We start from the raw sequence: 11,620 nt of genomic DNA on the forward strand, positions 1-11,620 counted from the left end.
TTTTTCGATACCATATTCGAAGAATTACTATTTCACAGGAGCCCAAAGCTGGAGCAACAATGCTGCAGCGCCGTAAAAGTTGGCTGCTTCCGAGGGGTATGACAGATGGCACCAGGCGTGGAACGATCGTTCACCGCAGCCAGCACACTTGAAGATGCAATGGCCGCACGCCGGCGAGGCGCGGTGGTGCTTGCCGGCGGCACCTGGATGATGCGTGATCCCCAGCGCGGGGTCGACCTTCCCGAGGCAGTGGTCGCCCTCCACCGAATACCGGCCTTGTCGAAGGTCGAAATCGGCTCGGACCATGTCGTGATCGGTGCAACTGTTACCCACGCAGTCCTTGGCCGCGCGTTGCATGGGGCAGCGGGCTTCGAAGGTCTGGTTGCCGCGGCGGAGAATGCGGCCAATCCCGGCATCCGAAGGGTCGCCACCGTGGGCGGCAACCTTTGTGCCCTCGACTTTGCCGCCGCCGATCTCGCCCCTGCGCTTCTCGTCTGTGAGGCGACGGTGGAGCTGGAGACGTTCGAAGGCCCAAAACTCCTCGGTATTTCGGATTTCCTCAAAGACAGGCATATGCTGCTGACCGAAGCGATCGTAACGAGAATTCATCTGCGCCGCGACCTTGTCGCAAGCGCGCATATCCGCCTGCCGCTTCGGAAAGCCGGCGACTACCCGGTCGCCATCGTCTCGCTCGCGGTGGACAAGGACAAACGATGTCGCATCGCCGTCGGCTCGGTGGAGCCGGTAGCGCGGCGCTGGACGGCGCTCGAACAGGCCATGAGGGCACAGGCCTCCGCGCTCGATCCGGAACGCGCTGCCGGGCTTGCACTGGAGCACAATGATTTTCAGGGCCGCGACGGCAGGGAAGCGGAGGGTTGGTACCGGGGCCAGGTTCTCCCGCCGCTGGTCAAGCGCGGTGTTGCCGCACTTCTCAAGACCGGGGGCTTGGCATGACCGTGACATTCCAGCTGAATGGCGAGGACTGCAGCTTTCACGGCGATCCGATGACACCGCTCGTCGACATCCTGCGGCAGGAACGATTCCTGACGGGGACCAAAGCCGTGTGCCGCGAAGGCTTCTGCGGCGCATGCACGGTGCATGTCGACGACGAAGCGGTGCCGTCCTGCCTGAAGCCGATTGGCCTGGTCCACGGATGCGCGGTCACGACCATCGAGGGATTGAGTTCCGGGAACCAGACGCTGCACCCGCTCCAGGCCAATTTCGAGGCCGCCGATGCCGTGCAATGCGGCATGTGTTTTCCGGGAATGGTCATGAGCCTTTCGGCTTTCGTGCGTGACAATCCGCATGCGAGCCGTCCCGAAATCAAGGCCGCGATGGTCGGCAACATCTGCCGCTGCACCGGATATGAGCGGATCGTCGACGCCGTTGCCGACTGCCTCGACCAAGCGCGGAAGGCTGGCCAGTCGGTGGGAGGCATCCATGTCTGAACTGTCCGCCACCGTGATGAATCTTCCCCGCCGCGATGCGCAGGACAAGCTGCGCGGGCGGACGAAATACACCAACGACCGGGTTCGCCCCGACATGTTGCATGCCGTGCTGCTGCGGTCGACCGTTCCCGCGGGGCGTATCCGCAAGCTCGATGTTTCGGCGGCACTTCGCTGTCCTGGTGTGCGCGCGGTGGCGACCGGCGCCGACGCGCCAGGGCTCTACGGCATCGGCATTGCCGACCATCCGCTCCTGGCCATCGACACCATCCGCTATCATGGCGAGCCAATCGCCGTCGTTGCCGCCGAAACGGAGAAGCAGGCGCGGGCGGCGCTTGCGGTCATCGTGCTCGAGGTCGAGCCGCTGGCACCGGTGTCCTCCATGGCCGAAGCGCTCCAGCCCGCCGCCCGTCTCGTCCACGAGGGCTGGCGCGGCTATGAGGTGATCACCGAAGGCGGTGCACGTGCGGGCAACATCGCATGGGAGGCAAAATCCAGCCGGGGTGACGTCGATGCGGCCTTCGCCCGTCCCGACATACGCATTGTCGAGAGCAGCTTCATCGTCGGCCGGCAGAGCCATGTGCCCTTCGAACCGCGCGTTGCCATCGGCTGCTGGGAGGACGGGCGTGCTCACATCCAGACCTCGACGCAGGTGCCTTGGACCGTGCGCAACGTCACCGGAAGGGTCATGCAGCTTGCGCCCGGGCGCGTGCGGGTCACCGTGCCGCCTGTCGGCGGCGGGTTCGGCCTGAAATTCGATGCGTCCATCGAGCCGATCACGGCACTTCTGGCGCGGATGACCGGGCGCACGGTGGTCCTGGAAAACACCCGGCAAGAAGAGATGGCAACCTGCCTCTGCCGCGAAAATGCGGAAATCCGCATTCGGTCCGCAGTCACCGCCCAAGGATACATCGCCGGGCGCGAGGCGGTCGTGCTGATGGACTGCGGCGCATATGGAGGCGAACAGGTTTTTCTGACGACGATGACGGCGCACACGCTGGGCGGCAATTACAGGGTTGGCGCAACACGGCTCGTCAGCCGCGCCGTGTACACCAACACACCACCCAACGGCGCTTTCCGAGCTTGCAACGGCGTCTACAACACCTTCGCGCTGGAGCGACACACTGACGAAATCTGCGATGCGCTAGGCTTCGACCCAATGGAGTTCCGAAAGAAAAATGTCCTGGGAGATGGCGATCTCGGTGCCACGGGCCAGGTTTTCGAGGCCGACGTGTTGGGTCCGATGCTCGATCGCATGGAGGCGTTGCGTGCCAGTGCCGGCACATCAGAAGCGAAGGCCGACGGCAGGCTCTATGGAATTGCGACCACGGTCGGCACATGGTTCGTTTTCGTCGGGCCTTCGACGGCGACGGTGAATTTGAACGCCGACGGTAGCGCAACGCTGGTCACCTCGGGTGTGGAGATCGGGTCCGGCACGATGGTGCAATCCCTGCCACAGATCGTGGCCGGGCAGCTCGGCCTTGCTCCCGACCAGGTGATCGTACGCGAAGCCGATACGGATGCCGCCGGTCTCGATGTGGGTGTTGGCGGCGGACGAACCACCGTATCCATCGGCGCCGCTAGTTTGGCCGCCTGCGCGGAGGTGCGGGAGAAGCTGCTGCGGACCGCTGGCGAGATGCTGCAGACCCGACCGGAAGACTTGGGGCTGCGGGACGGTCGTGTCGAGATCACGGGACGTCCCGGTTCCGGCATGTCGATCACCGCTGTCGTCGCCCATGCGCAGGCGACCACTGGCCCGATCACAGGAAGCGGAGCCTTTACCGCCAGAAACACTCCGGCAATGTCCGGCTGCGCGATGGGGCATTTCATCGATGCGCTCGACATTCCCGTCTTCGTCGTTCACGAGGCCGAGGTGGCGGTTGATCCGGACACCGGCCATGTCGAGGTGCTGGCCTATCGCGTGGTTCAAGATGTCGGCCGCGCGCTCAACCCGCGCGCCATCCTGGGCCAGATACAGGGCGGCGTGGTGCAGGGGCTGGGCTATGCGTTGCATGAGGAGGTGACGCTCACCGCCGACGGACGCATCGCGCAGGACGATTTCGAGACTTATCGCCTGCCGCTGGCGCAGGACGTGATTCCGGTCGCCGCCGATCTCTACGAGGGCGCACCTTCGATGGGGCCTCTAGGCACCAAGGGCGCGGGCGAGGTCCCGATCCTGGCCGTGGGCGCGGCGATCGGCTGCGCTGTGGCACGCGCCATCGGCAAGCCGGTGCGGCAACTGCCACTGACGCCGCCGCGCGTGCTTCGACTGCTGCATGAGCGCGAACTGCCGCCGGAATTCCCGCACATCGCCCCCGGCTGGGCGTCGAACACTCTGGGCTGAGGCAAGCAAAACCATGGTCACCCTGAACTGCGACATGGGCGAAAGCTACGGCAACTGGCGCTTCGGCGACGATGCCGGCATCATGCCTTATATCGATTGCGCCAACATCGCCTGCGGCTTCCACGCCTCCGATCCATGGACGATGCTGAAGACCGTGCGGCTCGCGCTTTCGTATGGCAAGCGGGTCGGCGCGCATCCCTCCCTTCCCGATCGGGAGGGGTTCGGCCGGCGCGAAATGAAACTTCAGCCGGAGGAACTGACAGCCGCCTTCCTCTACCAAATCGGTGCGCTGACAGGGATGCTGGCCGCCGAGGGCGGGGAGCTCAGCCATGTCAAGCCGCATGGCATCATTTACGGCATGGCCGCGCACGACTTGGACACTGCCCGGGCAATTGCCGCGGCGGTCAAGCCGTTCGGCGTCCCTCTCTTCGGTATGGCGGGAACCTGTCACGAGACGGCGGCAGCCGAACTCGGCGTTGCCTTCGTGGGCGAGTTCTTTCCCGATCTTGCCTACGCTCCGGGCGGCAGCCTGATCATCCCGCGCGTCCAGTCGGCCATCGACCTGACGCTTGCCGAGCACCGCATGGTGGGGGCGCTTACCCGACGCGAGCTCGTCACGACAGACGGCACGATCCGCCCGGTCGACTTCGACACCGTCTGCATCCACTCCGATCCGCCGAATGCGCGCGACGTCGCCGCGCTGATGCGGCGGATCATCGACACCCATTCCAACGGCCTCCCATGATTCATTCTCCCCAATCGTGAAAGCTCCACGCACGGGATCGAGGACTATCTCGAACTCACTGCCCGAACCATTTCCCCAAGCCGCTGAGGACTTCCATGGATGCGCTTTCCAACTCTCTCGTCGCCGCCGACATCGCCACCACCATGCACCCCTACACCAACCTGCGTCAGCACGAAGAAACCGGGCCGCTGATCATCAGCCGCGGCGACGGCATCCGTGTGTATGACGAACGCGGCAAGGAATACATCGAAGGGCTCGCCGGGCTGTGGTCGGTGGGCGTCGGCTTCTCGGAAAAGCGATTGGCCGACGCTGCCTATCAGCAAATGCTGAAGCTGCCCTACTACCACACCTTCTCCTCCAAGGCGCATGAGCCATCCATCCGCCTCGCGGAGAAACTCGTGGAGATGACGCCGGAAAACCTGACGCGTGTCTTCTTCACGTCGTCGGGCTCGGAAGCCAACGACACCATCGTCAAGATGATGTGGTTCATGAACAATGCGCTGGGCCGGCCAAAAAAGAAGAAATTCCTGGCACGGACCAAGGGCTATCACGGCATCACGGTCGCCTCCGGCAGCCTGACAGGCCTGCCGGTCAACCACCGCGACTTCGATCTGCCGGCGATTCCCGTTCGCCACCTGACCTGCCCGCACTTCTATCGCTTCGGCATGGAAGGCGAAGACGAAGCCGCCTTCACGGCGCGTCTGCTCGCCGAGCTGGAGGCGGTGATCGCGGAAGAAGGGGCTGACAGCATCGCAGCCTTCATAGGAGAGCCGCTTATGGCAGCCGGCGGCGTTCTGCCTCCGCCGGTCGGGTACTGGGAAGGCGTGGAGAAAATCTGCCGGGCAAATGATATCATTCTGATAGCAGACGAGGTGATCTGTGGTTTCGGGCGGCTTGGTACGCCCTTCGGCGCGCAGAAATACGGCTTCACGCCTGATATCATGACGGTCTCCAAGCAAATCACGTCGTCTTATATGCCGCTTGCCGCCGTCATTTTCTCCGATGCGATCTATCAGGCGATCGCCGACAACACCGCCACGATCGGCAATTTCGGCCACGGCTTCACGGCGTCGGGCCATCCGGTCGCGACGGCAGTGGGTCTTGAAAACCTCGCCATCTTCGAGGAGCGGGACCTGATCGGAAACGCGGCCCGCCTTGAGACGTCGTTCCAGGCCGGCATCCGCTCATTTGCCGATCACCCGCTTGTCGGCGAAGCGCGGGGCACCGGTCTTATCGGCGCCGTTGAGCTGGTGGCGGACAAGGCGACGAAACGCCCCTTCGCAAAGGTTGGGCGCGCAGGGAGTATCGCAGCAGGGATCGGCCACGAGGAAGGCCTCATCTTCCGTGCCATCGGCGATCAGCTCGCGCTCTGCCCGCCGATGATCTCGACAGAAGACGATGTGAAGGAAATCATGACGCGCATGGGCCGGACGCTTGAGCGCCTGACCGGTGCGGTTGCCAAGGAGGGACTTGAATGACCCGCATGAAAGCCGAACCGGTCGTCCATATCGACGACGAACGCTTCCGGGTCACCGAGTGGCGCTTTGCCACCGGGGCCGAGACCGGCTGGCACATCCATGGACATGACTACGTCATCGTACCGCTTACGGACGGCAAGCTCGATCTCGAAGGTCCGGACGGTGCGCAATCGCAAGCCGCTCTCACCCAAGGGGTGCCCTATTCGCGGCGGACGGGTGTGGCCCATAACGTCATCAACGCCGGCGATGCGCCACTCGCCTTTTTGGAGGTCGAGGTCGTTGAGGCCGGCGACCTCGCAGCCAGGCGGCTCGCCGTACTCGACCGGTTCCTCGCGGCCTGGAACGCCCGCGACGTGGGCGCGCTGATGGACTGCATGGCTGAGAATTGCGCGTTCCACGGCTCGGCTGGACCCGATGCCGAAGGGCGCAAGCATATGGGGCGTGACGCCGTGCGTGCCGCCTATGCAGCGCTGTTCGATGCTTTCCCGAAAGCCGCGTGGACCAGGGGACGGCACGTCGTGACGGACGACACCGGGCTTTCATCATGGCGCTTCGTTGGCACCACGGCAGCGGGGCAGCAAATCGAAGTCGACGGCTGCGATATCTTCGCTTTCTCGGGGGAGCTCATAGCGCTCAAGGATTCCTACCGCAAAGCGCGAGGGTAGCGAAAATCTGAATTCATCGGACGACGAGGGCGGTCCAAGCGGGCCGCCCTCATTTTTTGTCCAAAGGCAAGATTCTCAAGAGACGAAAGGGCCGGGCTTACCCGGCCCATCTTCTCCTACTTGAGCAAGGCTTCCATCGGTACCGGCTCGGAAATCGTCCAGTTGCCTACAACACCCGGCTTGCCGGCCTTGGTCTCGACGATCAGGTACCGCGTCTGGTTCTGGTGATGCAGTTCCGGCGTGAAGGTACGAGGCCCGAACAGCGTCGGCTCATTCTTCATCTTTTCCAGTTCCGCGACGACGGCGTCGGCATCGGTCGTGCCTGCACGCTCCACCGCCTTGGCCCAGACGTCGACCATGACGTAACCCGGAAAGACATACTGGCTCGAGGGATCGGCGCCTGTCTTCTGCTTGTAGGTGGCATTAAACTTCAGCACTTCCGGATTGGGATCGTCGCCATAGATCGACCCCTGAACGGGGACGTAGAAGTTCGTCAGATCGGGCACAGCCGAGAGCCAATAGCTGCCGTCGACGCCCGAGCCGTTCAGGATCATGGAGTTGATGCCCGCGGCGCGAAGCTGCTTGATGGCCGAGACGGCGCCCGGCATCATCGTGCAAAGCATGATCGCATCCGGCTCCTTCGGCAGAGACTTGATGCGGGTGATCTGCGCGGCGATGGAGGCGTCTTCGTTCTTGAAGGTGTCTTCACCGACAAGCTTCGCGCCCTGGGCTTCGAGCTTCGGCATCATCCAGTCGAAGCCGTCACAGATGCCCTTGTTGTAGGCCGTCCAGGTATCGAGCAGACGGTAGAAGTCCTTTGCGCCCTTTTCCTTGAATGCCCACTCGGCCATGGTCGCGCCCTGCACGGGCGCCAGCACCGACGCGGAGAAGCTGTGCGGACCGACACCCTGGATACCGGCCTTGACCGATTCCGCGCACAGGAAGAAGGAGATGCGGCCCGCGTCCTCGGCCGCGAGCGCAGCCGGCGATCCGAAGTCGTAATCGCAGGAGACGACCACGAGATCCGCACCCTGGTCGAGCACGGAGAGGCCCGCCTTGGCGCCTTCGGCCCGGTCGGACTTGGTGTCGGCCTTGACGACCTTGATCTGCTTTCCAAGCAGACCGCCAGCCGCATTGATCTCGTCGATGCGGATCAAGGCTGCCTCCTGAGCAGGCTTGTCATAGGCTTCCATGAAGCCCGACTCCGCAGTGGCGAAGCCGATGACGATGGTGTCGTTGTCGGCCAGGGCCGGGTATGCGATGGACATCGAGGCCAGGGCGATTGCGACAATTCTCATTTTGTATGTCATGCACGTCTCCTTTTTTGTTTTCCGGTCGGGCTTGTGCCGCCGGTCACTTGTTGCGGCTGCTGCGGGGTAAGGTGAGCTCGCGGTTGCCCATGAGTCCGGATGGGCGAAGCGCGAGGATCACGATCATGATGACGCCAAGGGCTATTTCCTGAACCCCTTTCGGGAGGGCGAAAGTGGACTCGCCGAGCGATACGCCTGCCTCCAGCCAGCGCAGCGCCTGGATGAGGGCGGACAGCAGGACGACACCCACCACACCCCCCGACAGGCTGCCCATGCCGCCGACGACGAGCATGGAAAGAGTGATGAAGGTGAGACCGAGATAGAAGGTGTCGGGTGTGACCACGCCGATGGAATGAGCCATGAGCGCACCGCCCAGCCCCATCACCGCGCCTGATACGACGAATGCCACCAGTCTTTCCCTGGGAATATCGACTCCGGAAGCCGCAGCAGCGGTGGGCTCGTCGCGGGCAGCACGAAGGGCCAGGCCGGACCGGGAGATCGCGTGCGCCCAGGCGATGAAGATTGCGACCACGGCACCGATGAGATACGGCCAAATCACGCGCACGATCGGAATGCCGACGACCGATGAGGTCGCTCCGGTCACGCTCTCCCAGTTGGAATAAATTGTGTTGATCATGGCGAGCATCGCGAAGGTCGCGATCGATGCTGCGATGCCCGATAATCGCATCAGAACCCGCCCGAAAATGAGAGCGGCGAGGGCGGCGAACAATGCCGCCAGCACAGCCGATTGCCAGTACGGCAAACGGGTCGCCAGCAGCCATTCGGGCAGTCCCGGCAGCGAACCGCGTTTCATCATCGGATTGATGGTGAGCCACGCGGCTGCGTAGGCGCCAAGACAGGTGAAGCCGATATGCCCGAAGCTGAGGACGCCCGAATTTCCGATAAAGATGTATAGGCCCACGACGAGGATGACGCGGATGAACACGTCGATCACCGTCTGGTTGAAGGGCCGCGATCCGGTCATCACCGTGATCAGCGCGATGGCCAGCAGCAGCAGAGAAAGCAGGACCGGCGTCAGGATTGTGCGGCGGGCAAGCGCGAAGCGGGCGGGCTTTCGCTCGGCAGCCGCGGCACTGGGAGCGGTAGGGTTGGCTGGGGAGGCGGCGACAGCCATGAAATCAGACCCTTTCCTTGGTGCCGCGCGCGGCAATAAGCCCTTGCGGGCGGAAGAGGAGAACGAGGATGACCGCTCCATAGACAAAGGCATCGCGGAATGGCCGGGCGTCGATGGGCAGCATGACCTGCATGATCACCGAGGCGGCACCCAGCAGGAAGCCGGCGAGCACGGCTCCCCCGAGGCTGCCGAGGCCGCCAATGACGGTAGCGATGAAAGCCATCAACATGATCGAGGCGCCCATCTGGATGTCCAGCGTGCCTGTCTGGGCGCCAAAGATCAGTGCAATGGCGGCGGCCAACGCGCCGGAGAGGGCGAACGCGCCCATGATAACCCGGTTCGCACGCACACCCAGCATGCGGGCCATCGAGAAGTTCTCGGCCGCCGCCCGCATCTCCAGGCCGAAGCGGGTTTGACGCAGGAACAGTGTCAGGCCGATCAGGATGACCATCGTGGCGACGATCGTTATGAGCTGGAGGAGGGGAAGCCGGGCCCCAAGGATCTCCACCGGCTGGGACAGTTCGGGCAGCAGCGAGATCGATTTCGGCCGGCTGGAGAAAAGCATGAGCAGGAAGTAGCGAATTACGAAACCGAGCGCGAAGGAGGCGATCATCATGGTTGCCGGATTTGCCTGGCGGAACCGCCTGAAGACGACGATTTCGCACAACACCGACAGCCCGGCCCCGCAGAGGAGCACGAAGGGCACCAGCAGGTACCACGGCAACTGGCCGGCGAAGACGATGGCCATTGCGTCCGTAGACGGCCACAACAGGGCGAAGACGCAGAAAGCGATGACGTCGCCATGCGCGAAGTTCACGAGCCGCATGACGCCGAAGATGAGAGCAATGCCGAGCGCCCCGAGCGCGTAGAGCGAACCAAGCGAGAGTGCGTCGAACAGGATCTGAAGCATCTCAATTGTCCTCGTAGCCGAAATAGGCAGCCTGGATCGCCTCGCCATTGCCGAGCGTCCGCGCGTCGCCATCGAGCACGATCTGTCCGCCACGCATCAGGATCATCCGCCCGCCCACCATCATCGCCCGGGCCGAGCTCTGCTCAACGATCAGGAGTGTGAGCTGGCGCTGCGCACGCAGCGCGATCAGCCGCTCGTAGACCTGGTCGTTGATGTTGGGGGCGAGGCCCAGCGAAGGCTCGTCGATGGCTACAAGCCGCGGATTGGTCATCAGCGCGCGTCCGATGACCAGCATTTGCTGCTGCCCGCCGGACAGCAATCCCGCCTGCCCGTGCCGCCTCTCTTTCAGCATCGGGAAGGTTGCGTAGACGGCTTCGAGTTCGTCGGCCGCTCGGCTGCGCCAGCCGCGTTCGCGGGCGTGCATGCCGGTTCCGACCAGAAGGTTCTCTTCGGTCGTCAGCGAGCCGAAGACATCGCGCCCCTCCGGCACCATGGAGAATCCGAGCCGGGCGATGTTCTCCGGCGCCTGGCCGGTGATCGCATGACCCGCGAGGTCGATCCGGCCGCCCGCCACCGGCGTAACACCGGCGATCGCGCGCAGCAGCGAAGACTTCCCGGCTCCGTTCGGGCCGGTGATGAACAGGATTTCTCCCTCATCCATGGAGAAGGAGACATTTCGAACCGCCGTGAGACGGCTGTAGCGGATGGTGATATCGGAAAGGGCGAGCAGGCTCATTCCATCGCCTCCAGCACAGGCAGGTCGGTGTTCGCGGCCGTGCCCATATAGGCGTGGCGCACCTTCTCGCTGTCGCGGATCGCGGCAGGCGGGCCTTCCTCGATGATCGCTCCGGAATCGAGCACGACGATGTGCTGGCAAAGGCCGAGCACCAGCCCGACATTGTGCTCGATGAGCAGGACACCACAGCCGAGATCGGCGGCGATGTGTCTTATCAGAGCCGAAAGCTCCCGCGCCTCCAGTGCGCTCATGCCAGCCGCGGGCTCGTCGAGCAGAATGTATGCGGGCCGTCCCATCAGGGCGCGGCCAATGGCGACGCGGCGCTCGTCCGTATATGGCAACGTTCCGGCGATGCGGGTGCTCAGCGCGCCGATGCCTATCCAGTCGAGCATCGCTTCCGCTTCGGCGATGGCAGCGCGCCTGCTCATTCCCAGGCCAACGCCGGTTACCTCCAAATTGTCCAGCACAGGCAGGTCGCGGAAAAGCCGCCCACCCTGGAAGGTGCGGGCGATGCCGCGCCGCCGGACCTGATGCGGCTTGAGACCCGTGAGTGCTGCCCCGTCGAGCTTGATGGTGCCTTCCGTCGGTGCCTGGAAGCCGGTCAGCACGTTGACGAGCGTGGTCTTGCCAGCGCCATTCGGGCCGATGAGGCCACTGATGCGGCCGGGCGTAATTTGGAGGTCTACCGATGACAGGGCCTTCAGCCCCGCAAACGATACCGAGACGTTCTCCGCGCTCAGATGACTCACGACCCTTTCCTTCTTTCTACCGACGGAAAGGCGCGAAGCATCCGGCCTTGCGGCCAGTCACGTTGCAAATGTCTTCCCCTGTCGGTTCCGGCGGTCTCTAGCG

Annotated in this window: 11 protein-coding genes; 6 read left to right on the forward strand and 5 right to left on the reverse strand. The window is 63.7% G+C overall.

Annotation, left to right across the window (positions count from 1 at the left end):
- Nucleotides 1–105 precede the first annotated feature (105 nt).
- From LB558_RS03740 to LB558_RS33010, 6 genes are all read left to right on the forward strand, one after another.
- Nucleotides 106–954, forward strand: coding sequence for an FAD binding domain-containing protein (locus LB558_RS03740; protein ID WP_224696285.1), 849 nt, complete (start codon nucleotides 106–108; stop codon nucleotides 952–954).
- Nucleotides 951–1,448, forward strand: coding sequence for a (2Fe-2S)-binding protein (locus tag LB558_RS03745; protein WP_224696286.1), 498 nt, complete (start codon nucleotides 951–953; stop codon nucleotides 1,446–1,448). Before LB558_RS03740 ends, LB558_RS03745 begins: the two co-directional genes overlap by 4 nt.
- Entirely contained in the window at nucleotides 1,441–3,789 is a 2,349-nt protein-coding gene (locus tag LB558_RS03750) for a xanthine dehydrogenase family protein molybdopterin-binding subunit (protein WP_224696287.1), read from the forward strand. The genes LB558_RS03745 and LB558_RS03750 overlap by 8 nt, the downstream gene beginning before the upstream one ends.
- Nucleotides 3,790–3,802: 13 nt before the next feature.
- A complete protein-coding gene (locus LB558_RS03755) occupies nucleotides 3,803–4,534 on the forward strand; it encodes a LamB/YcsF family protein (protein WP_224696288.1) in 732 nt (243 codons plus the stop codon).
- A gap of 95 nt (nucleotides 4,535–4,629) precedes the next feature.
- Nucleotides 4,630–6,012, forward strand: a complete 1,383-nt coding sequence (locus LB558_RS03760; protein ID WP_224696289.1) for an aspartate aminotransferase family protein — start codon at nucleotides 4,630–4,632, stop codon at nucleotides 6,010–6,012.
- The gene (locus LB558_RS33010; RefSeq protein WP_318011607.1) at nucleotides 6,009–6,677 is read left to right on the forward strand and encodes a nuclear transport factor 2 family protein; all 669 of its coding nucleotides are present in this window, start codon (nucleotides 6,009–6,011) and stop codon (nucleotides 6,675–6,677) included. Before LB558_RS03760 ends, LB558_RS33010 begins: the two co-directional genes overlap by 4 nt.
- 116 nt (nucleotides 6,678–6,793) lie before the next feature.
- Here LB558_RS33010 and LB558_RS03775 read toward each other — a convergent pair whose 3' ends face one another.
- The 5 genes from LB558_RS03775 to LB558_RS03795 are packed head-to-tail and all read right to left on the reverse strand — an operon-like array spanning nucleotide 6,794 to nucleotide 11,517.
- Entirely contained in the window at nucleotides 6,794–7,987 is a 1,194-nt protein-coding gene (locus LB558_RS03775) for an ABC transporter substrate-binding protein (RefSeq protein WP_224696290.1), read from the reverse strand.
- A 43-nt stretch (nucleotides 7,988–8,030) separates the two neighbouring features.
- The gene (locus LB558_RS03780; protein ID WP_224696291.1) at nucleotides 8,031–9,122 is read right to left on the reverse strand and encodes a branched-chain amino acid ABC transporter permease; all 1,092 of its coding nucleotides are present in this window, start codon (nucleotides 9,120–9,122) and stop codon (nucleotides 8,031–8,033) included.
- 4 nt (nucleotides 9,123–9,126) lie between these two features.
- Nucleotides 9,127–10,032, reverse strand: a complete 906-nt coding sequence (locus LB558_RS03785; protein ID WP_027036291.1) for a branched-chain amino acid ABC transporter permease — start codon at nucleotides 10,030–10,032, stop codon at nucleotides 9,127–9,129.
- Nucleotide 10,033: 1 nt separating this feature from the next.
- The gene (locus LB558_RS03790; RefSeq protein WP_224696292.1) at nucleotides 10,034–10,768 is read right to left on the reverse strand and encodes an ABC transporter ATP-binding protein; all 735 of its coding nucleotides are present in this window, start codon (nucleotides 10,766–10,768) and stop codon (nucleotides 10,034–10,036) included.
- Nucleotides 10,765–11,517 (reverse strand): ABC transporter ATP-binding protein, encoded by a 753-nt coding sequence (locus LB558_RS03795; RefSeq protein ID WP_023808980.1) that lies wholly within the window; start codon nucleotides 11,515–11,517, stop codon nucleotides 10,765–10,767. Before LB558_RS03795 ends, LB558_RS03790 begins: the two co-directional genes overlap by 4 nt.
- Between the last annotated feature and the right edge of the window lie 103 nt (nucleotides 11,518–11,620).

It is taken from the genome of Mesorhizobium sp. CO1-1-8 (genome assembly GCF_020164875.1).
In the GTDB taxonomy this organism is placed as follows: domain Bacteria; phylum Pseudomonadota; class Alphaproteobacteria; order Rhizobiales; family Rhizobiaceae; genus Mesorhizobium.

Bases quoted from the DNA above. Each gene is read 5' to 3' on its own strand.
- LB558_RS03740 (WP_224696285.1), top strand. From the start codon at position 106: ATGGCACCAGGCGTGGAACGATCGTTCACCGCAGCCAGCACACTTGAA.
- LB558_RS03780 (WP_224696291.1), bottom strand. From the start codon at position 9,122: ATGGCTGTCGCCGCCTCCCCAGCCAACCCTACCGCTCCCAGTGCCGCG.
- LB558_RS03760 (WP_224696289.1), top strand. From the start codon at position 4,630: ATGGATGCGCTTTCCAACTCTCTCGTCGCCGCCGACATCGCCACCACC.
- LB558_RS03750 (WP_224696287.1), top strand. From the start codon at position 1,441: ATGTCTGAACTGTCCGCCACCGTGATGAATCTTCCCCGCCGCGATGCG.
- LB558_RS03775 (WP_224696290.1), bottom strand. From the start codon at position 7,987: ATGACATACAAAATGAGAATTGTCGCAATCGCCCTGGCCTCGATGTCC.
- LB558_RS03790 (WP_224696292.1), bottom strand. From the start codon at position 10,768: ATGAGCCTGCTCGCCCTTTCCGATATCACCATCCGCTACAGCCGTCTC.
- LB558_RS03745 (WP_224696286.1), top strand. From the start codon at position 951: ATGACCGTGACATTCCAGCTGAATGGCGAGGACTGCAGCTTTCACGGC.
- LB558_RS03785 (WP_027036291.1), bottom strand. From the start codon at position 10,032: ATGCTTCAGATCCTGTTCGACGCACTCTCGCTTGGTTCGCTCTACGCG.
- LB558_RS33010 (WP_318011607.1), top strand. From the start codon at position 6,009: ATGACCCGCATGAAAGCCGAACCGGTCGTCCATATCGACGACGAACGC.
- LB558_RS03755 (WP_224696288.1), top strand. From the start codon at position 3,803: ATGGTCACCCTGAACTGCGACATGGGCGAAAGCTACGGCAACTGGCGC.